The sequence below is a fragment of the Ammoniphilus oxalaticus genome, assembly GCF_003609605.1.
GTDB lineage: Bacteria > Bacillota > Bacilli > Aneurinibacillales > RAOX-1 > Ammoniphilus > Ammoniphilus oxalaticus.
Genome location: NZ_MCHY01000007.1, coordinates 100304 through 121856 on the forward strand (window position 1 = coordinate 100304; position 21553 = coordinate 121856).

Sequence of the window (21553 nt, forward strand, 5' to 3'; positions counted from 1 at the left end):
TTTTCCTAAGGAAGATTCAGTATAATAGGAGTGATTTAATACCTATGTTAGGGGGTTAAGGATGAACTACTTCATGTAAAATGAAAACGTTTTATAAAGGAGATATCATGAAATTAACGGTACAAAAAAAATTGATGGGGAGTTTTTTTATCGTCATCTTACTGCTGGTCGTTACGAGTACAATCTCGATTTTAAGAATGTCGGGAATGGGTGAGGAAATAACAAAGACAACGACTGACTGGATGCCGAGCGTTGTTCTAACGGGCGCTCTTAAGGCGAGTACAACGGATGTGGAGCGGTTGGTTTTGAGAACCACCTTAGAGCCAGATCCGAAGGAAAAAGAACGTCTGACTGGTGATTTGTATGAAGCGATAGATATAGTAAATGAGCAATTAGTCAAATTCGAGTCGATTACGATGAATGCGCAAGAACGAGAATATTATTCGAATATTGTCGCTAATTGGGGAAATTTCACAAGCGATGTTCCGTCGATCGTTGAATTGGTAAAAAACAATCAATTGGATCAAGCGCTCGTCATCTTTAATCAGATTCATCCTTTCTACCTAAGTATTGAGGAAACGCTGAATCACGCAGTCGATTATTATGAAGATGGGGAAAGGCAATCAAGCGCGCTATCGCTACAACTGTATCAATCTGGGAAATTATTTGTAATCATATTCTCGGGCATTGCTGTAGTGGTAGGCATTATTCTTTCTTTCTTAGCATCACGGAGTATTTATATCCCAATACAGTTACTAACTGAACAGGTAGATGAAATCTCGAGTGGGAACCTGACTGTCCCTAAACTGAGTATAAAAAATAGGGATGAGATCGGCACCCTGGCCACATCATTTAATCAGATGACAGAAAATTTACATAATTTAATTCACCAGGTTGGGATGACGACTCAACAAGTGGCGGCAGCGGCCGAAGAATTGACAGCGAGCGCGGAACAAACTGGGCAAGCGACAGAAAACATTACGATTGCCTTCCAAGAGATTTCCACTGGATCAGATAGACAAGTTTCTACGACAAGTGAAGCAAATACGGTGCTTACCGATATTTCTAATGGGATGGATCGTGTTCTTCAATCGATTCAGCTTGTCACAGATTCATCGGCTACAGCAAATGATAAAGCGACAATTGGGGCTAAGACGGTTTCAGAAACGATGGAACAGATGAACCTCGTGCAACAAACGGTTGGTGAAACCGCTCAAGTGATTCATACGCTTGGTAATAAATCGGATGAAATTGGTAAAATTGTAGAAGTAATTACCCAAATTGCAAACCAGACCAATTTACTCGCGTTAAATGCTGCGATTGAAGCAGCGCGGGCGGGAGAGCATGGGCGAGGATTTGCGGTTGTTGCCGATGAGGTAAAGAAGCTGGCGGAACAATCAGGAGAGGCAGCTGGCGAGATCAGCGAATTGATCAATGAAATTCAAGCGGAATCAATGAAAGCGGTTAAATCAATGGATCAGGGCACGAAAGTTGTGCAAGATGGGATTTCGCATGTGTTTGAAACAGGCAGCGCCTTTGATGAAATCGTAAATGCCATTGAGATAATTCTCGCGCAGTCTAAAGAGGTGGATCAAATTGTAGTCCAAGTCGATGATCTCTCCCATGAAATGGTGTCAGCGATGGAAGAGGTGACCGGGATTTCCCAACAGTCTTCAAGTAATACGCAAAATGTTGCAGCCGCTGCGGAAGAACAGAATGCTTCAATGGAGGAGATTAAATCATCAGCTACTTCACTTAGTCACATGGCTGAGGAGTTGGCGAGTTTGATAACCAAGTTTAAAGTATAGTCCACGACTGAAAAAGAAAAATAAAAAGAACAGTAATCGGAATTTAAGCCGGGCTGTTCTTTTTATTTTATGAATGCGATTAACATTGTACTGCGAAATGTCTTTTTGAGGAATGCTCTGTCTCTTTTGTAACATCCTCAATAATTTCGCCTCTTTTTAGAAACAAAATTCGATCGCCAAGTTTTTCCGCTTCTTGCTTGTCATGCGTTACAATAATAAACGGGATCTGCCAAATTTGATGCAATCTGAGCAACTCATCTTGACACTCGACACGCGTTTTTTCATCTAAAGCAGATAGGGGTTCGTCCAGCAGTAAAATAGAAGGTTCTGTTGCAAGCGCGCGCGCTAGCGCGACGCGTTGTTTTTCCCCTCCTGAAATCTGGCGGGGATATTTTTTTAGGAGATGTTCAATGCCTAATACATCGAGGATTTGATTAATCAAATTAACTTGCCTAGAATCCTTTTTCCTAACCCCGTAATGAATGTTTTTCTCCACCGACATATGCGGAAATAGGGCGTAATCTTGAAACAAGTAACCGATATTTCGTTGTTGTGTCGGTAGAGGGGGCTGGTGATCATGAAAGAAAATTTGCTCATTCAATCGAATTTCGCCAGTATCTGGCTTTTCAAGACCCGCGATACAATTGAGGATCGTTGTTTTCCCTGAACCGGAAGGGCCAAACAACACAACAATTTCATTATTCATCGTCCAACCTGTTTCAAGCGTAAAATGAGATAGCTTCTTTTTAATATAAACCTCTAACATACGCGATGGCCCTCCTCTTAATTGTTTTCCGCATATTTCCGTATTCTACTTTTCGTCCACCAATTTAACCACGTAATCGTACTGAATCCCAAAGCGACGATTATAATCACCCAAAAAGAAGCTTTCTCCATATGTCCACCTTCGACCGCAAAGTAAATCGCTACAGGAATCGTATCAGTTTTTCCTGGAATATAGCCGGCCAACATTAAGGTGGCTCCAAACTCGCCCAATGCTCTTGCGAAGGAGAGCACGAATCCTGATAGTAGGCCTGGCCAGGCGAGCGGAAAAGCAACGGTCCAAAATACGCGCCACTCTGAGGCGCCCATCGTGCGCGCCGCATTTTCTAATTTTATATCTAAATTTTCGAAAGAAGCAACCGCGCTTTGATACATGAGTGGGAAAGAAACGACAATGGAGGCGATGACAGCTCCAACCCAAGTAAAGACGATTTGATAGTCAAACCAGACAAGCAGCCACTTACCGATTAGTCCGTTCTTTCCAAATAAAATAAGTAAACCAAAGCCGACGACCGTCGGGGGCAACACAAGGGGAAGCAAGAAAAACGATTCTAGCATACTTTTTCCAAAAAATGTCCTGCGAGCCAACATGCGCGCAATAAATACTCCGCTAATAAACACAACGATAACAGAGATGCCCGCCACTTTTAACGATAATAACAGCGGTGTGTAGTCAATATTATCTGGGATCATCTTTTTTCGCATCTCCTCTTCATTTTGAAACTTTTATGTATGGGTCCAATAGGTTGATTTAACGGAACGGGTTTAGACGTTCCGTTAAATCGTCTAATCAATTTGATTAAATCTATAGTAAAAGGGGATTTACCTCGATTTATTTAAATCCGTATTTATTCAATACTTCTTTTCCTGCATCGCTTGTCAGATAGTCCAAAAATGCTTTTGCCAGTTCATCGTGGGATGTGTCCGCAAGTACCGCGCCAGGGTAAACGATGGGCGCATGCCATTCAGGATTCGATTCAGCAATGATAGTTACTTTGTCAGAGATGGAAGCGTCACTGGAGTAAACGACGCCGAGTTCCGCGTTTCCAGACTCAACATATGTAAGTACTTGACGCACATCGGACGCTAAAACGAGCTTGTCCTGCATCGGTTCCCATAAGTTCAAATGTTCAAATACTTCTTTTGTATAACGACCCGCAGGCACACTTTCAGGTTCGCCGATTGCAAAATCGCCAATCATAGCGGGATCAATTTCTTCAAAAGAACTGAGGTTCGACGGATTTTCCTTGTTTGTGATTAATACTAACACATTGTTTGTGAAATCGACACGTGTGTCCTTATCGATCAAACCTTGCTCTTCTAATCGATCCATATCCTTTTTACTTGCAGATAAAAACACGTCAGATGGCGCCCCTTGTTCAATCTGTGTCGCTAACTTTCCTGAACTTCCAGGGTTAATCGTTAACGTTGAACCAGGATGCTCACTCTCAAACACAGATTTGATCTCATTTAAAGCATCGGTCAAACTAGCTGCGGCGGAAATCATTAATTCGATGTTTTCAGCCGGAGCATCGGCGCCATCATTTCCTGCATCAGTTGATTGACCGCCGGAGCAACCGATCGGTACAAGCAACAAACCGAGTAATAGAAAATAAAGACTAAACTTTCTAAACATGATAACCTCCTTAAATTAGTATGGAATATAACTAGACATAACTAATTATAACTAGATCCATCTAATTGTAAAGTGTTTATTTTACGAAAAGTATTGTGAAGTATCGTAAAAAAGGGGACAATAGATGAAGCGTTAATTTTATGGAGGCTACTAAATGACTGAACATATTTCATATACGACAGAAGAGCTTGCCCAAATTTTAAAAGTATCTAAATTAACGGTCTATGATTTAATCAAAAAGGGAGAGTTGCCCTCCTATCGGGTTGGCAGACAGATGCGCGTAGATGCGCGTGATTTAGAAGCCTATATCGAAGCGGCCAAAACAGTTAAAAAAATTAAGACGGTTGGGCCATCGGTTACCACAGCTGCAGCCCCTACTTCGCAACCTACAAGGCAAGGCGTTCCATCTACCGCGAGACAGTTGATTATAAGTGGACAAGATATAAGTTTAGATATTCTAGCCAATCATCTGGAAAAGCAAAGCGGTTCGTTTCGCCCGTTGCGTTCTTATGTTGGCAGTCTGAATAGTTTAATAGCGATGTATTTAGGCGAGGCGGACATTGTGAGTACACATCTATTTGATGGGGATACAGGGGAATACAACGTTCCCTACGTAAAACGAATTCTTGTAGGTCACTCTTACACCGTTGTCAATTTGTTGTCGCGGTGGGCTGGTTTTTATGTAAAGCAAGGGAATCCTAAGAACATTCAGACATGGTCAGATTTGACAAAAGCGAATGCGCGGATCGTCAATCGTGAAAAGGGATCTGGGGTTCGAATTCTTTTGGATGAAAAATTGCGGATAGAGGGAATTTCTCCCGATCGGATTAAAGGATATGATATGGAAGAAACAAATCACGTTGGTGTGGCGACGCGAATCGCGAACGATCATGCGGATGTCGGAATTGGAATTGAGAAAACGGCGCAAATGGTTGGCATTGATTTTATTCCAATGATCGAAGAACGTTATGATTTGGTTATCTTAAAAACAGCAGAAAATCAACCGTTTATTCGCGCATTATTGGAAGTAATTCGTTCCGACGCTTTTCAGCAGGAAATTAACGCGCTTGGCGGCTACAACTTATCGCAAACTGGAAAAATCATCTACGAAACGTAAAGAGCCACTAGGAAGTGGCCTTTTTACTTGATTTAATAAATTGTTAATCTTTTATTTAGATCGATTCAAGAGCCGTTCATTATAATCAAGTTAGAGTAAGAGAGCCATTACAGCTTCTCAAGAGGAAAATATAAAAAAGAAGGAGCATTAAGATGAAACGTAGCAAAAAAAGAATGACAGCGCTCGCATTTACGGTCGGAGCCAGTTTGTTTATTTCCACGGCCTTTGCCGATGCGTTGCTCGGGTCCGGCTATGATCGACTGAAAACTTCCGTGAAAACGACGGCGGCGCAAATGGAAGAGGGTATGGACAACTATACGGTGGAGATGTTGGTATCGATCAAAGACAACGATCGAACGCTCGTTCAAATGTCGAATGTGATGAAAGAGGACCAAACGAAGCGGATGACCGAAAACGAATCTGTTACACAATATGGTAGCGGAAAGAGCGAGAGCCATTATATTTACAGCGATGTAAAACAAAGTATTTCGAAACATGGTTCCGAGAACAAATATTATGTCACTGATTATTCCGATGATCCAGAGCGGGAAATGTATCACATGTTCGACAACCCTTTTAAACAACAAGGGGCTCAAGAAATGGAGAAGATTATTGACGCGATGATTGGCAATTTAAAAGAACATGTCCAAGCTGAAGAGCGCGCGGAAGGCGGTAAATTGTACTCGGGTAGTTTATCTGCCACACAAGTGCCTGCGATCGTTAACGCTGTGTCTTCGTTTGGTGTGAAGCAATTTATACGCGATCAAAACCGTCATGGCGGGCCTGATATGAAAGTAGAAGAAATCGAGAGTGATATCTTCGTTAAAAAGGTGACAGGAACCGCGATTGAAAACAAGGCGGGTTTATTGGAACACCTGACGGGTGAAATCATATTGTCTGGAAAAGACAAAAATGGAGCGCAGCGCGAATTTTCCTTGCAAGTTGTGTTTAATTTATCGCAAATCGGAAGCACAAAGATTGCCGCGCCGAATTTAGCCGGGTCGGATGTTGAAACGGTCAGTAGTTACAATGGATTAAGCGCAAAGCATATTGGTACTTATAAAAATAACATCGTGATCGAAAAGGACGGGCAAATCGTGAAGATTGGTGAAAGATCGTTGCAAATTTCGAAAATAGAAGATAAAAACGTATCTGGAACCTATAAAGAAACGATCAAACCTGGTTTTGAAGCTGACTACGATGATCCTTATGAGTTTAGTTTCCAATATAAACATTCAGGTTCCATGCCGCTATTTACGTACACAACACCAACAGGAAAACAAGAGAATGGACAAATTCATATTAGCAGTGGGAAGCTCTATTTAGATCTAGGCGTAGAAAAAATGGATGAGCATTCCTACCGTTCCAACCAACGACAAAACTACGATCAGGAATTTAATCGCGTATTTGAAGAGTAATAAAACAACAGGCCCTCAGGTGATCATTCGCTTGAGGGCAAATCATGTAACAAAGAGAAAGGGGAGAGGTAGAGTTGGAATCGGATGTGAAAGCATTGGAGATTGTCGGATTGACGAAGATGTACAAAAACGGACGGGGAATTCAGGATTTGAACCTTTCTGTTGATCCAGGTGATGTATTTGGCTTCCTGGGACCAAACGGAGCGGGTAAAACGACCGCGATGAAAATGATGACGGGTTTAATCAAACCCGATCAAGGCGATGTGAAAATTTTCGGAACGAGTATTCTTGAAGATTATGTGGGGGCGATGCAACATGTTGGCTGCATGATCGAGACAGCAGAATCTTTCCCCTATTTGACGGCCTATGATAATTTGAAGCTGTTTGCAAATTTTTATCCGAACGTCGATCCGCAAAGAATCGATGAATGTTTGCAGCTGACAGGATTAATCCAGTATAAACAAGAAAAGGCGAGAGGGTTCTCGCTTGGTATGAAACAACGATTAGGGATTGCCGCCGCGATTTTATCGAAACCGAAATTGTTGATTTTAGATGAGCCGTTAAATGGGCTCGATGTTGAGGGTATGTTGGACATGAGAAAACTAATTAAGCGGCTGGCTGAAGAGGAAGGGACGACTTTTTTCATTTCTAGCCACTTGATTCACGATGTCGAGTTGACGTGTACGCGAATTGGTGTTGTTTATAGCGGACAGCTAATCAATATTGATTATACAAAAAACATCCTCGCGAACTATGCTTCATTAGAAAATTATTTTGTGAGCGAGGTGGACAGAAATGCCCGGGTTTAAAGCCGCCTTTTTAATTGAACTTGTCAAACTATCGAAAAAGAAGAAAATTATCGCGGCTGCGATCTTATCCATTCTTGCTGTCACCGTCGGTCAAGTTGCGGTCACGGTTATTAAACATGGCTTTGGTTTGCGCATTGTCGGCAGCGCTGAATTTCCTTTAGTGGTCTTATCCATTCTGATTTATACAATTTTACCTCTGTTTTCAACGTTTGTGGCGATTGACATGTTTAATGGCGAGTTTGCTTCGAACACGATGAAAATCTCATTAACGCGACCGGTTTCCCGATTTGGGGTCTTTAGCGCTAAAGTTTCAACACTCGCTTTGTTTATTCTTGCCAATCTTTTGTTTGTGATGATTATATCGGTTATTGCAGGATTACTGTTCAATCCATCAACAGCAGATTTGCTTGGTTTGACACGGGTCCTCTTTGCTTATCTGTCATCGTTTTTACCTGTTTTTATATTTTCTTTACTCGTTGTGTTTTTATCGAATTTACTGCGCGGCGGTTTGGCCGTTTTTTTCCTTTCTATTATTGTGTTCATTTTGTTTAACGCGCTCGGCATCGTTTTCGCCTCGTATTCCAGCTTTTTTATTACGAGTATGTTTGATTGGTATTCGCTGTGGATTTCGGAAACGATCAATGGTTTTAAAATTTTTAGACAGATTTTAATCATGTTGGGAAGTGGTATAATGTTTTTTACAGCAGGTTTCTATCTCTTTGATCGCAAAGAGATATAGAAAGGTAGTTTCTCTATGCAATTAACGAAGCGATTCTTTACGATGAATGTTTTGGCGGTGTTGATCTCTGTTGTGGCCACGGCACTGGCTGTGATAGTGTTTATTGCGGTATATACACGGGCGGTTGGTCCTGAAGCCATCGGGGGACAAGATCTGAAACGAATTTTGGAAGTTCGAGCGGAGCTTGCCAAATTAAAAAATGCCGCTTCAGGGCTTGAGTTTGAACAACTGTTAGAGCCGCAGCTGCAACACGAGTTGTCTGAACAAGTCAGAAATTCAGAGATCGATACCGTGATTTTTGAAAATCGGAAGTTAGTGTTTGCGAGCGGAAAATTCAATTCAATTGATCTGGAAAAAGCCTTGTTGTTATCAGACCACGCTTCTGAGTTCGAGACGATTGAAGTAGGTTCTAAAACGCGACTATTTGCTCGAACCGACTATGCGTTACCATCAGGCGATAAAGGAACCGCGCTGTTCCTAGCACCAGTCCAATTGGAAACAAAATTCTACCTTTATGTCGGTATTTTCACTGTTAGTTTCTTTTTACTCACCTTTTTTATCACTAATTTCATCGTTTCCTATCGTTTCGCCCGTGGATTTATTGGGCCTGTCGCTCGATTAAAAGATGCCGCCGTCAACATGAGTGAAGGAGACTTAAGCGGTGGGATTGCCGAGGAGGGCGAAGGTGAGGTCAGGGAATTATGCCGCTCACTGGAATCGATGAGAATTAGATTAAAAGAGTCGCTCTATCTACAGGAAAAATACGATGACAACAGGCGTTTTTTAATCTCTAGTATTTCACATGATCTAAAGACCCCCGTCACATCGATCCTTGGTTATATTGAGGGGATTATGGACGGCGTTGCTTCGACGCCAGAGAAAAGGAATGAATACTTGGCAACGGTTTGTTCAAAAGCGATGCTCGTCAATGCAATGATCGATGATTTGTTGCTGTATTCTAAATTGGATATGAATCAACTTCCATACCATTTTGAACAAACTGATCTTGCCGCTTATTTTGATGATTGCGTTGCCGATCATCGTTACGAATTCGAACAAGCGGGGCTTCGTTTGACGCTGGCCAATAAGTTGCAACAGCCGCTTACCATTCGAATAGATCGCGAAAGAATGAAGCGCGTTATTCAAAACATTTTAGACAATGCGAGGCGATACGCGGATCAAGAATGTGGAAAAGTGGAAATTAAGTTGCGAGAAACGAGGACTTCAGCAATTATTGAGATTAAAGACAATGGAAAAGGGATTCCTGAACAAGACTTGCCGCACATATTCGAGCGATTTTATCGGGCTGATTCCTCACGGCAAGGGGACGCCGGCAGTGGTTTAGGATTGGCGATCGCCAAACAAATTGTGGAAGGTCATGAGGGCAAGATTTGGGTGACGAGTCAAGCGGGGGAAGGAACGCGGATGTTAATTTCGTTGAAAAAGTGATAGTAAGGGTCGGGGATACGTATGAAAAAGATCTTAATCGTAGAAGATGATCATAGCATCGCTCAACTTCAAAAGGATTACCTGGAATTAAGCGGGTATGCTGTGACGCTAGCCCATACAGGTATAGAAGGGTTACAGATCATCAACGATGAATCGTTTCAACTTGTCATTTTGGATATCATGTTGCCGGAAGTCGATGGTTTTGAATTGTTGCAAACCATTCGCGCTAAAGAGGATATACCCGTTTTGCTCGTATCTGCTAGAGCTGAAGAGATTTATAAGATCAAAGGCTTTGGGCTTGGAGCCGATGATTATATTACGAAACCGTTCAGCTCAGGAGAGCTAGTCGCTCGCGCGCAGGCTCACATAAATAAATTTGAAAGAATGAAACAACGATTCGGAGGCAGACAAGATGGCGAGGGAATCTCGATAAGGGGCTTAGAAATTCAAAAAGAAGCGCGTAAAGTTCTCTTGAATGGGGAAGAAGTAACGATGGCGCATAAAGAGTTCGACGTGCTCTTTTTTTTGATCCAAAACGCGAATCGCGTGTATAGTAAGGAAGAACTTTTTGAACGAATTTGGGGGATGGATGCGTTAGGGGATGCCTCTACCGTGACCGTGCATATTGCGCGCATTCGTGAAAAGATAGAAGAGAACCCATCGAAGCCACAATATATTCGGACGATTTGGGGAGCAGGGTATAAATTTATCGTGTAAAATGAAGAGGGAGGACCTTTTGCTAAAAGGGACTTCCATTTTTTATTTCTATGAAGAGAGAAGGATCATCTATGAGAAATCAGGCAACGCGATCCATTTCGGATGTTCAAAAGACAGCCGGTTGGATGATGATCGCGGGAATTATTTTTATCGCCATGAATTTACGCTCTCCCTTAACCTCTGTGGGACCTTTAATTGGTTTTATAAAGCAGGACTTGGGCATCTCCAATACATTAGCAGGTATGATTACGACGTTACCACTGCTCGCGTTTGCCTTCTTTTCCCCGTTTGTGCCTCGCTTAAGTCAAAAATACGGCCTTGAGCGGATTATTTTCGTATCGACGTTTTTTTTGACGCTTGGCATTGTCCTGCGTTCCTTGTCAGGGATTACGGCGCTTTACGTTGGAACGGTAATCCTAGGGTTGGCGATCTCAGTTTCAAATGTGCTGTTACCAAGTCTCATTAAACGGGAATTTTCGGGAAAAATTGGTATGATGACAGGTGTCTACTCGATTTCGATGAATGTGCTTGGAGCGATTGCATCGGGTTTAAGCGTTCCTCTGGCGATTGGCGTCGGCCTCGGTTGGCGTGGAGCGTTAAGTGTGTGGGGGATGTTGAGTTTTGTTGCCTTATTCGTTTGGGGGGCTCCTCTTTTTTTTCGGAACCGAACACGCCGACAAAAGACAGGGCAAGCGGCGATTCATTCTGAGATTGATAAATCGAATGTGAATGTGTGGCGATCCAGATTAGCTTGGCAAGTAACGTTTTTTATGGGGCTGCAATCGATGGTTTTTTACATCCTGATCGCTTGGTTACCTGAGATTTTGAAAGTACGTGGGCTGAGCCCGGATCAATCTGGTTGGTTGTTGTCGCTAATGCAGTTATTTTTATTGCCATTTACGTTCATCGTTCCTATTGTCGCTGGAAGGATGGTCAATCAGCGGTTGCTCGTCATGATTAGCTTCGTATTGACTTTGAGCGGAACACTGGGCATTATGCTTGGGAGTATGCGGGTCACGGTTATCTCCATTCTCATTTTAGGGGTCGGGGCTGGTTTCTCATTTAGTTTAGCGATGATGTTTTTTGGATTGCGGGCCCGAAATGCGCAACAATCGGCTGAACTTTCAGGAATGGCTCAAGCGTTCGGCTACTTGTTAGCCGCGTCAGGTCCCGCTCTGTTTGGCTATGCTCGCGATGTAACAAACAGTTGGACAGCCCCTCTTATGATTTTAGTTGTTGCCTCGATCTTGCTTTTTATATTTGGGATGGGGGCGGGAAGAAATCGATATATAGACGATGTTTGAACGAAAAGTGCGCTTTATAATTTACAATAAAGCGTATTTTTTTCTCTTTTTCTACATTTTACGCTTGAAGGTCAGAGATAGTCAGTGTATAATAGAATCCATAAGGTCAAAGATGGTCAAGGACAAGGTTGAATGATCTGTTAAACGAGCCCGTTTTGTTACTTCTTGTACAGTCATTCAAGCTTGCTTGACGGAAAAGAAACTGCGCTGTCTGAAGACCTGTGAATTGATAGCGAAGTAAGATTGTAATTTATTTTTAAAAATAACAAATAACCAAGGAGGTCAGCAAATATGAAATGTCAACGATGTCAACAACGTGAAGCTCAAATTTATTTAAATGTTCAACTTAACCACCAACAACAAAAACTCCACATTTGCCAAACATGCTACGTTCAACTTCGGAATCAAGCGGGAGCTGGCCTAGGAAAAAATTCTCTCTCCAGCATGAATGATTTGTTTAAATCATTTGGATTATCTCCAATGAACATGAAGGGCAACTCTTCCGTCGCTGCGCCGAGCGCGTCTGTTGAACAAGCGGGGGGAATCTTAGATGAGCTTGGTAACAATCTAACCGATCGAGCAAAGGCAGGGCTGATAGACCCTGTAATCGGTCGCGAAGAGGAAATTGAGCGTGTGATTGAAGTTTTAAATCGACGCAATAAAAACAATCCCGTCCTTATCGGTGAGCCAGGGGTTGGGAAAACTGCGATTGCAGAAGGACTAGCCCTGCAAATTGTAGAAGGGAATGTTCCATCTAAATTAATTGGCAAGATCGTTTATACACTGGATGTTGCCTCGCTTGTGGCCGGAACAGGAATTCGTGGTCAGTTTGAAGAAAAAATGAAAGAAGTCATTAACGAACTGCAAGCGCGCCAAGATGTGATCCTGTTTATCGATGAACTTCATCTATTGGTTGGAGCCGGTAAAGCGGAAGGTTCGATGGATGCAGGCAATATTTTAAAGCCGGCATTAGCGCGGGGTGAATTGCAGGTCGTCGGAGCGACAACCCTTGACGAATATCGTCAGATTGAAAAAGATGGGGCTCTGGAGCGTCGTTTCCAACCTGTCATTGTGAGTGAACCAACAATTGATGAAACAGTAGAGATTTTGAAAGGACTCCGTTCGAGATATGAGGATTACCACCAGGTGTCATACTCGGATGATGTGTTGCGGGCTTGCGTTGAATTGTCTGATCGATACATTCAGGATCGTTTTTTGCCAGACAAGGCGATTGATCTCGTCGATGAAGCAGGTTCTAAATTAAATTTACAGGTAGTAAAGCCAAATAGTGATGAAACACGAATTAAGCTTAATGCTGTAATAAAAGAGAAGGAAGCGGCGATCGAACAAGAAGATTTCGAAAAAGCGGCTCGTTTACGTGACGAAGAGACCCGGCTGTTGGATAATTTAAATCAAACCGATGTAGAGACGCCGAAAGCAGCTGTTCAAATCGAACATATTCAGGACTTAATTGAACGAAAAACTGGGATTCCTGTTAAAAAACTGCAACAAGATGAACAATCTAAAATGAAAAATCTTGCTGAATCTCTAGGTGGGAAGGTAATTGGTCAAATGGAGGCGGTTGATCATGTGGCGAGAGCTATCCGTCGCAGTCGGGCAGGTTTTAAACCAAAGCATCGCCCAATCGCATCCTTCCTTTTCATCGGACCGACTGGGGTGGGTAAAACCGAATTAAGTAAATCATTGGCGGTAGAACTATTCGGCTCGAAGGATGCGATGATTCGATTAGATATGAGCGAATATATGGAGAAGCATTCTGTCTCTAAATTAATCGGTTCGCCTCCTGGTTATATTGGACATGAGGAAGCTGGACAGCTGACCGAGCAAGTGCGTCGTAATCCCTACAGCATCATCTTATTAGATGAGATTGAAAAAGCCCATCCTGATGTACAAAATATGTTTTTGCAAATCTTAGATGATGGTCGTCTGACAGACAGTCAAGGCAGAACGGTTAATTTTAAAGAAACCGTAATTATTGCGACGAGTAACGCAGGTTCAAGCGAGAGACAAGTAACGGTCGGCTTTGGAGCGGATGAAGAACAAAATCAAACATTCATTTCTAGCCTAGATCGTTACTTTAGACCCGAATTTTTAAACCGCTTTGATGGAATTATTCGTTTCCGTCACCTTGATCAAGAAGACCTTGTGGAGATCGTTGATATCATGCTTAAAGAAGTCATGGCTAATATGAAGCAACAAAACATTGCATGTCAGATTACGCAACGGGCAAAAGAGAAATTAGCCGAGCTTGGCTACGATCCTCGATTCGGAGCTCGTCCATTGCGTCGAGCGATTCAACAACACATTGAAGACAGCGTGACCGATCTAATACTTGATCAAGACAATGTTCAATCAATTGAAATCGATGTTATCAATGATCAGCTACAAGTAAAAAAAATAGAATAGTTAGTGTAACGAGCAGATGAGTAAAAACTCATCTGCTTTTTTAAAAGGGAAATTAACGGTCATTGGGACCCAGACACAAATTGTTAATGGCCCCTATATTCTGTAGAATGATGGTGTGGTCTCAGCTGAAGAAAGGAGATTTTCGTTGGGCGATCAGCCCCTAATATTGACCTACGCGATAAAATATGGTATTAAATATACAGGGGTTAGCGCTCGAGTATCTAGAGTGCTAACAATATACATAAACTGAAAGGAGTACATAAGATGACTGTGAAACAACAATTTCAAGCAGAATCAAAACGATTGTTAGAAATGATGATTCACTCGATCTACTCGAACAAGGAGATATTTTTGCGGGAATTAATTTCCAATGCGAGTGACGCGATTGATAAAATCTACTATAGAGCATTGACCGATGATTCGCTCATGTTTAATAAAGATGACTATTTTATTCGAATTGAAGCGGATCAAGCAAACAAAACATTGAAAATTACCGATACTGGGATTGGGATGACCAAGGAAGAGTTGGAAAACAATCTTGGTGTGATCGCAAAAAGTGGCTCGCGCGCATTTAAAAGTGAAAATGAGTTAAAAGATGGCTACGATATAATCGGTCAATTTGGGGTTGGGTTTTATTCCGCATTCATGGTTGCCGATGAAGTGACGGTGATCAGTAAAGCGTTGGGAGCAGAGACCGCCTATAAATGGCACTCCGATGGAGCGGATGGATTTACAATTGAACCGGCTGAAAAAGCGGAAGTCGGCACGGAAATTACATTAAAAATCAAAGAAAATACGGAAGACGAGCAGTACGAGGAATATCTCGATGAATATCGGGTGCAATCGATCATTAAAAAATACTCTGATTTCATACGTTACCCGATTAAAATGGATGTAACAACCAGTCGATTAAAAGAAGGCACTGAAGATGAGTTTGAAGAGGTTACTGAAGAGCAGATCATTAACAGTATGGTTCCGATCTGGCGCAAAAATAGAAACGAACTGACCGATGAGGATTATGAAAATTTTTACACGGAAAAACACTACGGGTTTGATAAGCCTTTAGCGCATGCGCACATTAGCGTGGATGGGGCGATCCGCTATAATGCGATTCTTTATATTCCTGAGAAAATGCCATTTGACTTTTACACGAAGGAATATGAAAAAGGTTTGGAACTGTATTCTAGCGGTGTCTTAATTATGGACAAATGCGCGGAATTGCTTCCAGACTACTATAGTTTTGTAAAAGGGATGGTCGACTCTGAGGATTTATCTCTGAACATTTCGCGTGAAATATTGCAACAAGATCGTCAATTAAAAGCAATCGCGCGTAATATTGAAACGAGAATTACGAACGTATTGAAGAGCTTGTTAAAGGATGATCGCGAGAAATATGAAACATTCTTTGAAGCATTCGGTAGACAGCTTAAATTTGGCATTTACAATGAATATGGCGCAAACAAAGATAAGTTGCAAGATTTACTTTTGTTCCATTCCTCCAACGAGAAGAAATTGGTTTCTCTTGATGAATACGTTGAGCGGATGCCGGATGAGCAAAAATATATTTACTATGCATCAGGCGATTCCATAGATCGAATTGAAAAAATGCCTCAAACAGAACTCGTTGCCGATAAAGGGTACGAAATCTTCTATTTCACCGATGAAATCGATGAATTTACGATTCGTATGCTAATGAACTATAAAGAAAAAGAGTTCCGATCAGTATCAAGCGGCGATCTCGGAATTGAGACGGATGACACAGACCAAACAGAGACAGATGATCAGGAAAATAAAGAGTTGTTTGAATCAATGAAAGAGATCTTAGCAAGCAAAGTGAAAGATGTTCGTCTTTCGAAACGACTGCGTAGTCATCCTGTCTGCATAGCGACAGAAGGGGAGATGTCGATTGAGATGGAAAAGATCCTAAATTCATTGCCGAATAACCAACAAGTCCAAGCCGACAAAATTTTAGAAATCAATCCAAACCATGAAGTTTTCGCGGCGTTGAAAACAGCCTATGAAAATGATCAAGATAAATTTAATTTATATACAAACGTGTTGTACAATCAGGCGCTATTAATTGAAGGGCTGCCTGTGGAAGACCCTCTTGAATTTACGAACAACATTTGCAAAATTATGGTTTAAATTGAAAAGTCATTCCTTCTGTCTTAGAGGGATGGCTTTTTTAATTGACAATAATTATCAATTAGGCTATCCTTCTAATTATGATAATGATAACTATTATCACTTGTAGCGCATAAGATTTAGAAGGAGTTGATGCAGCATGTCGTCACAGAATTTATTCACGTTTCGCGTTTATGATGAAATGATTCATCGGAAAATTTCATTTCGGGTTGCTAATTTACAACAAGATACCCAAAGACTTCATCTTTGGCATCAACAAAGTCATCTGATTCCATTTTGGGGACAAAATTTCTGCTTTTTAAAATATAGACAACATTTCCAAATGCTACTTGCAGACCTTCATCGCGCGTTATGGATCGGCTACTTAGACAATGAAGCGATGAGTTATTGGGAAACGTATTGCGCCCAAGTGGATCTTATAGGTGAACATTATGAAGTGGAGTCGGGGGATCGAGGGATCCGGGTTTTGTTCGGACCGCAAAAATTTTTAGGAAAGGGATATGCTCTTCCGTTGTTAAGGGCGATGATTGCTTTTCAATTCCACCGTCACTCGAGCGCAAATAAGATCGTGACAGAGCCAGATATTCGAAATGAAAGGGAGATTCAACTTTTTGAACAATGTGGATTTGAACCGCAACAAGAAATCGTGTTACCAGGTAAACGAGCTCTCTTGATGTTCTGTCGACGCGATTCATTTTTCTATAGGTGGAGGGGGATCGACTATCTTCAAGACCTTTTCAAGCATGAACAGCAGGTATGATTGTATCGTTAGCTTTCATTCCTTAACTGAACAGGTTATTACGTTATAACTAATGGGAAATTTGACAAAAGCTGCTCTTTGTCAAAGAATCAATTCTAATCATATGGTAACCTTCTGCCAATAATAAAAAAGTCCGAGAGAAGGTTTTCAACGCAACCAAATAGGTTAAACCTTTCCCCTCGGACCATTTGTGCCAACAAGCGCCGTTACATATCGTAAAAGATGAAGACCTCAGTCACGGACCTATTATAATAACGGAGCCCTAGCTACAATTTTCTAGTTCATTTTTAAAACATTAAAAAGCAAAAAACGTGGATACATCAAAAAAGAACGAGCAGACCCTACTTTGTTAAGTAGTCCTCTTAATCTTTTCTTTTTATTGAAGGAGATAGGACAACTTGTCCAATCGGAGCAGAGATAATCTCGCCATCTTTCATGACGGTATGTCCGCGCACAATCGTAGCGACAGGATAACCTTTGATTTCCATGCCATGATAACCACTGTTCTTTGATTTACTGTGTAATTTTTGGCGGTCGATGACGCCCGTTTTGTTCATATCAACGATGGTGAAGTCGGCGTCAGTGCCAATGACAAACGACCCTTTTTGCGGATAAATTCCGTACTGCTTCGCCGGGTTTTCGGAACATAAGGCAACGATCTGCTGTAATGTTAATCGACCTTCAGAGACAGCGTTAAGTAGAAGAGGGATGATCGTTTCCACGCCAGCCATTCCCGCAGGGATTGACCACAAGTCACCTGTTTTCTCTTCAATTGTATGTGGGGCATGGTCCGAACAAACAATGGTTAATACCCCGTCTTGCAGTCCTTGCCAAATACGTTCTTGGTCCGCGCGGTATTTAATGGGAGGGTAAATTTTCATCATCGGGCCGATCCGTTCGTAATCCTCATTGGTCAGGAATAAATATTGAGGACATGTTTCCGCGGTGATTGGCAATCCTTGTTGTTGCGCCTGTTCGATCAAATCAACCGAATCTCCCGCGCTAACATGTAATATATGTAATCTGGCCCCTGTTGCTTCAGCAAAGGAAATTCCCGTGGCCACCGTTACTTTCTCCGCCAACGGAGGTCTACCTTCTAGAAACGCATCATAGTCGGTTCGCCCGCTATTGGCCACATTTTCAGTGAGCGACTGCATTAAATCATTATTCTCCGCATGAATTGCAAACACTTTGCCTGTTTTAGCAACTTCATCAAAGATCATATACACTTGTCCATCATGTAGGGGAGGGATGACGTCAGGCATACCTGGCGTGTAATTGTATTCTAACTGATAGGTCTTACTGTTAATGGCATAGCCCCAAAAAAACTTAAAACCAATCACGCCCGCTTCATTTAGTCCCTGCAATTCCTTATTATTCAGATCCCCTAAACAAATGGCCCATAACCCAAAGTCAACATGGGCTTTCGGCGTTAAGTTGTCGACTTGGGCGTGGAAGCTTTCAGCGCTGTTAATGGTGCGCTGCGTATTCGGCATATCAAATACGGTCGTAATCCCGCCGGCCGCTGCTGCCTGTGTGGAAGTAAAGAAATCTTCTTTGTGCGTCGGACCTGGATCGCGAGAGTGAATATGGGTATCCATTAGTCCTGGGAGGACGTAATATCCCGTTGCATCTATTTCTTCATTGGCGCCACCTTCCAATAGTTCTTGCGAAATCGCCGCTATTTTTCCATCTTTAATGTAAATATTAGCAGTAAATTCGCTTTGTGAAGTAACAAGCGTTCCGCCTCGTATAATCTGATCCCATTTCATTTGAAATCCGCCTTTCTCACCAATTCCAATCATTGTTTTTTGTTCCTCTTATTATACAACAATCCAACTTGTTCCGCTTCAGCTAAAAGAGGGAAGGCTCCTGTGAACCTTCCCTCCGTTAATTATTCTTTATCCTTCACGGTGGATGCTTTGAATGACGGAATTATCATGTTGTCGGCTGGTTCGCCATCATCCAATACGAGTTGATCATCTTCTTCGAAGAAGGAGAAGAGTTGATTTGTCATCAGTTCCAAATCCAAATTTTGCAACGCGAACCCCATCTGACCAGATAGTTCTTCGATTGATTTCTGCATCGATATATGATGCTCAATTGCCAATGAACACCATTCCTCAATCGTGATTCCCATCTCCAAAGCTAATGCTTCTAATTCAAATTTTGATTGTTTATTTAATTCTATTGTCACTTTCATTGTACTCATCTGAATACCTCCTCATTTAGCTCATGATCAGTTTATTCTGGGCGGGTTAGTCCTGTTAATAAATTGTTTCCGTTATAAGAATTGAGCAGAAGAAACCTATCAACGAAGACAATTTCAAGATTAAAAAAGCTGAGCGCTGTCGAATGGTGGAAGGAGTTAGTTAATCGACTGTTTAAATTATTTTCAAATTCGACAAAATGAGGCAGTGAATAAAACGCTTCATATTTTTTGAAATGATAAATTCCTAATGGAACGAGTGAAGAGAAGGAAAAGCTTGATTTTATAAGATGGAATCTGATAGACCCGTTGGAGTAGAGTTGGTTGATGAAGCTGGAAATCCTCCAGTTTATAGGTGTTCTAGCGTTGTTTTCAATAAAAAAGTCGAAATAAGGCACGAGTTAGTTAATCGACTAATTAAAAATAACAAACTTTCGACATACCGTTTATGGGTTGAATTATACCGAGTGTACCTGTATGATAATACCTAGGATACCGATGCCTAGATATTCGATGTATAGGAGGGAAAAGATGAAAATTAATAAAGAGCTCCTGAAAGGAAGTACGGTGATTCTGATTTTAACCCTTTTAAATGAGCGACCAATGTATGGTTATGAGATGATTAAAGAGATCGAAAAAAGTTCGGGTGGGATTTTTTCATTTAAAGAAGGAACGCTGTATCCAATCTTACACGGGTTGGAGACGGACCAGTATGCCGAATCGTTTTGGAGTGAACAAGAAGGGACCCGCAGAAGAAAATACTATCGGATTACAGATAAAGGGAAACGACAACTCAAAGAAAAGAAACAGGAATGGGTGACATTTCGAACAGCGCTAGATCATGTCATTGGAGGTGGTCATGCGTGAGTTACTCGGATCCGAAATTGACTCATTACATCCAAGACGTTTGTAACCAAATAAAATGCAAAGAAGTTCATGCTGAGATACAAGAGGAATTGCGAAGTCATATTGATGAAATGGTCGATGATCTCATTGAAGAAGGAATGCCCCAAGCGAAAGCGATCGATAAAGCGATTGAGCAAATGGGTGATGCGAGCCTGATTGGCAAGCAATTTCACCAAAGATACAAACCGAGAATGGACTGGTCTTTATTAGGGATGGCGCTCGCTTTGATCGGGGTTGGATTGCTGGTAATGTACTCAATCGAGCATAGTCAATCGAGCGGGATTCATCAAACTTCGTTAGTTTTAAACAAAGCAGTTGCGGCCGCTATTGGGATCGGTATCGCAGCATGTATATTCTTTTTTGATTATCGAAAGCTGCAGAAATATTCCTATTACCTTTATTTTGGTTCACTTTTCATTCTTTTTCTATCCTTCGTTTTTAGAGGAGGCTATATTAATGGAGTACCGAGGTGGGATATCGGTATTGCAAAAATAAACGCAATACATTTGAGCCCTTATTTATTCGTCATTGCATTATCTGGAATTTTGGTCCAATGGGATTGGGGAAAGCTGGACTCTGTTTTTAAGATATTACTACTCATGTTTACGCCCTCGATCATCTACTTATCTACAAGGGATCTTAATTCTTTGTTTCTTTGGACTGCTTGTTCTTTAATTGTTTTCTTTGCATCTTTAGCCACTCGAAAACAGAAGTGTATAGTAGTATCATCCCTCATTGTAGGATTGGGATTAATTGTTGCTTATATTGTTGCAGAGCAATCTTATCCTAGCAAAGATCCATCAAACTGGATTTACATTCAAATTAAAGAAGCGTTTTCATCTGCGGGGTGGTGGGGACACGGGCTTACTTCCGCCCATGAACAATTACCTTATGCCCATACGGATTTTACTTTTACATATTTTGTTTACGCATTTGGTTGGGTGGGCGGAATTTTGCTTTGCGGATTGGTGACTCTATTTTTGTTAAGAATGGTTCGCATTACTAAGCAAGTTCGTGATCCGTTTGGTCAAATCTTGACTAAGGGATTGATTGTGATTTTCGTCGTAAAATTTATGCGCACAATTTTAATGTCACTTGGATTGTTGCCTGAATTCGGGAATGGTCTGCCATTCATTAGCCACGGCGGTACCGAATTTTTATTGCAAATGATGGCGGTGGGGTTGATTTTGAGCATTTATCGCAGAAAAGATTGGGTTTTAGCTGATTGAAATAGCCGATATTTTATACATTTTGTAGGGAATCGGCTCTTCATGTTTACATTGTAGCCCTCTTTCCATTAGTGAATTTCCTAAAAATAGATAATAA

The 21553-nt window shown here is 41.6% G+C and carries 18 protein-coding genes; 13 read left to right on the forward strand and 5 right to left on the reverse strand.

The window, feature by feature from the left end:
• The first annotated feature begins 107 nt into the window (after positions 1-107).
• On the forward strand, positions 108-1808 hold the full coding sequence (locus tag BEP19_RS05435; RefSeq protein WP_170145275.1) for a methyl-accepting chemotaxis protein: 1701 nt from the start codon (positions 108-110) through the stop codon (positions 1806-1808).
• A gap of 79 nt (positions 1809-1887) precedes the next feature.
• Here BEP19_RS05435 and BEP19_RS05440 read toward each other — a convergent pair whose 3' ends face one another.
• The 3 genes from BEP19_RS05440 to modA all read right to left on the reverse strand — a co-directional run bounded on the left by BEP19_RS05440 (position 1888) and on the right by modA (position 4227).
• On the reverse strand, positions 1888-2574 hold the full coding sequence (locus BEP19_RS05440) for an ATP-binding cassette domain-containing protein (RefSeq protein ID WP_120188835.1): 687 nt from the start codon (positions 2572-2574) through the stop codon (positions 1888-1890).
• Positions 2575-2591: 17 nt separating this feature from the next.
• A complete protein-coding gene (gene modB / locus BEP19_RS05445) occupies positions 2592-3284 on the reverse strand; it encodes a molybdate ABC transporter permease subunit (protein ID WP_120188836.1) in 693 nt (230 codons plus the stop codon).
• Between the two features lie 139 nt (positions 3285-3423).
• On the reverse strand, positions 3424-4227 hold the full coding sequence (modA, locus tag BEP19_RS05450) for a molybdate ABC transporter substrate-binding protein (protein ID WP_120188837.1): 804 nt from the start codon (positions 4225-4227) through the stop codon (positions 3424-3426).
• A 154-nt stretch (positions 4228-4381) separates the two neighbouring features.
• Here modA and BEP19_RS05455 point away from each other — a divergent pair, with 154 nt between their 5' ends.
• The 10 genes from BEP19_RS05455 to BEP19_RS05500 all read left to right on the forward strand — a co-directional run bounded on the left by BEP19_RS05455 (position 4382) and on the right by BEP19_RS05500 (position 17112).
• The gene (locus BEP19_RS05455) at positions 4382-5344 is read left to right on the forward strand and encodes a helix-turn-helix transcriptional regulator (protein WP_120188838.1); all 963 of its coding nucleotides are present in this window, start codon (positions 4382-4384) and stop codon (positions 5342-5344) included.
• 152 nt (positions 5345-5496) lie between these two features.
• Entirely contained in the window at positions 5497-6762 is a 1266-nt protein-coding gene (locus BEP19_RS05460) for a hypothetical protein (protein ID WP_120188839.1), read from the forward strand.
• A gap of 74 nt (positions 6763-6836) precedes the next feature.
• Positions 6837-7571, forward strand: a complete 735-nt coding sequence (locus tag BEP19_RS05465; protein WP_245983380.1) for an ABC transporter ATP-binding protein — start codon at positions 6837-6839, stop codon at positions 7569-7571.
• Positions 7558-8310, forward strand: coding sequence for an ABC transporter permease (locus tag BEP19_RS05470; protein WP_120188840.1), 753 nt, complete (start codon positions 7558-7560; stop codon positions 8308-8310). Before BEP19_RS05465 ends, BEP19_RS05470 begins: the two co-directional genes overlap by 14 nt.
• Positions 8311-8325: 15 nt before the next feature.
• The gene (locus tag BEP19_RS05475) at positions 8326-9759 is read left to right on the forward strand and encodes a sensor histidine kinase (protein WP_120188841.1); all 1434 of its coding nucleotides are present in this window, start codon (positions 8326-8328) and stop codon (positions 9757-9759) included.
• A 21-nt stretch (positions 9760-9780) separates the two neighbouring features.
• On the forward strand, positions 9781-10476 hold the full coding sequence (locus BEP19_RS05480) for a response regulator transcription factor (protein WP_120188842.1): 696 nt from the start codon (positions 9781-9783) through the stop codon (positions 10474-10476).
• Positions 10477-10547: 71 nt separating this feature from the next.
• On the forward strand, positions 10548-11780 hold the full coding sequence (locus BEP19_RS05485) for a CynX/NimT family MFS transporter (protein ID WP_120188843.1): 1233 nt from the start codon (positions 10548-10550) through the stop codon (positions 11778-11780).
• A gap of 291 nt (positions 11781-12071) precedes the next feature.
• On the forward strand, positions 12072-14207 hold the full coding sequence (locus BEP19_RS05490) for an ATP-dependent Clp protease ATP-binding subunit (RefSeq protein ID WP_120188844.1): 2136 nt from the start codon (positions 12072-12074) through the stop codon (positions 14205-14207).
• A 264-nt stretch (positions 14208-14471) separates the two neighbouring features.
• Positions 14472-16352, forward strand: coding sequence for a molecular chaperone HtpG (gene htpG, locus BEP19_RS05495; protein ID WP_120188845.1), 1881 nt, complete (start codon positions 14472-14474; stop codon positions 16350-16352).
• Positions 16353-16491: 139 nt separating this feature from the next.
• Positions 16492-17112, forward strand: coding sequence for a GNAT family N-acetyltransferase (locus BEP19_RS05500; RefSeq protein WP_120188846.1), 621 nt, complete (start codon positions 16492-16494; stop codon positions 17110-17112).
• Positions 17113-17474: 362 nt separating this feature from the next.
• Here BEP19_RS05500 and allB read toward each other — a convergent pair whose 3' ends face one another.
• Together allB and BEP19_RS05510 are read right to left on the reverse strand one after the other, a co-directional pair.
• A complete protein-coding gene (gene allB / locus BEP19_RS05505; protein WP_245983381.1) occupies positions 17475-18917 on the reverse strand; it encodes an allantoinase AllB in 1443 nt (480 codons plus the stop codon).
• 89 nt (positions 18918-19006) lie between these two features.
• Entirely contained in the window at positions 19007-19324 is a 318-nt protein-coding gene (locus BEP19_RS05510) for a hypothetical protein (protein ID WP_120188847.1), read from the reverse strand.
• Positions 19325-19852: 528 nt separating this feature from the next.
• Between BEP19_RS05510 and BEP19_RS05515 the strand changes: the two genes are divergently transcribed.
• Positions 19853-20188 carry a PadR family transcriptional regulator gene (locus BEP19_RS05515; RefSeq protein WP_120188974.1) on the forward strand — a complete coding sequence of 112 codons (336 nt, stop codon included), beginning with the start codon at positions 19853-19855 and terminating at the stop codon, positions 20186-20188.
• The gene (locus BEP19_RS05520) at positions 20185-21456 is read left to right on the forward strand and encodes an FtsW/RodA/SpoVE family cell cycle protein (protein ID WP_170145276.1); all 1272 of its coding nucleotides are present in this window, start codon (positions 20185-20187) and stop codon (positions 21454-21456) included. Before BEP19_RS05515 ends, BEP19_RS05520 begins: the two co-directional genes overlap by 4 nt.
• Positions 21457-21553 lie beyond the last annotated feature (97 nt).

Excerpts from the sequence above, each read along its gene's own strand:
- allB (WP_245983381.1), bottom strand. The coding sequence starts at position 18,917 with ATGATTGGAATTGGTGAGAAAGGCGGATTTCAAATGAAATGGGATCAG.
- BEP19_RS05490 (WP_120188844.1), top strand. The coding sequence starts at position 12,072 with ATGAAATGTCAACGATGTCAACAACGTGAAGCTCAAATTTATTTAAAT.
- modB (WP_120188836.1), bottom strand. The coding sequence starts at position 3,284 with ATGATCCCAGATAATATTGACTACACACCGCTGTTATTATCGTTAAAA.
- BEP19_RS05440 (WP_120188835.1), bottom strand. The coding sequence starts at position 2,574 with ATGTTAGAGGTTTATATTAAAAAGAAGCTATCTCATTTTACGCTTGAA.
- htpG (WP_120188845.1), top strand. The coding sequence starts at position 14,472 with ATGACTGTGAAACAACAATTTCAAGCAGAATCAAAACGATTGTTAGAA.
- BEP19_RS05500 (WP_120188846.1), top strand. The coding sequence starts at position 16,492 with ATGTCGTCACAGAATTTATTCACGTTTCGCGTTTATGATGAAATGATT.
- BEP19_RS05485 (WP_120188843.1), top strand. The coding sequence starts at position 10,548 with ATGAGAAATCAGGCAACGCGATCCATTTCGGATGTTCAAAAGACAGCC.
- BEP19_RS05435 (WP_170145275.1), top strand. The coding sequence starts at position 108 with ATGAAATTAACGGTACAAAAAAAATTGATGGGGAGTTTTTTTATCGTC.
- BEP19_RS05480 (WP_120188842.1), top strand. The coding sequence starts at position 9,781 with ATGAAAAAGATCTTAATCGTAGAAGATGATCATAGCATCGCTCAACTT.
- BEP19_RS05510 (WP_120188847.1), bottom strand. The coding sequence starts at position 19,324 with ATGAGTACAATGAAAGTGACAATAGAATTAAATAAACAATCAAAATTT.
- BEP19_RS05455 (WP_120188838.1), top strand. The coding sequence starts at position 4,382 with ATGACTGAACATATTTCATATACGACAGAAGAGCTTGCCCAAATTTTA.
- BEP19_RS05470 (WP_120188840.1), top strand. The coding sequence starts at position 7,558 with ATGCCCGGGTTTAAAGCCGCCTTTTTAATTGAACTTGTCAAACTATCG.
- modA (WP_120188837.1), bottom strand. The coding sequence starts at position 4,227 with ATGTTTAGAAAGTTTAGTCTTTATTTTCTATTACTCGGTTTGTTGCTT.
- BEP19_RS05515 (WP_120188974.1), top strand. The coding sequence starts at position 19,853 with ATGAAAATTAATAAAGAGCTCCTGAAAGGAAGTACGGTGATTCTGATT.
- BEP19_RS05475 (WP_120188841.1), top strand. The coding sequence starts at position 8,326 with ATGCAATTAACGAAGCGATTCTTTACGATGAATGTTTTGGCGGTGTTG.
- BEP19_RS05460 (WP_120188839.1), top strand. The coding sequence starts at position 5,497 with ATGAAACGTAGCAAAAAAAGAATGACAGCGCTCGCATTTACGGTCGGA.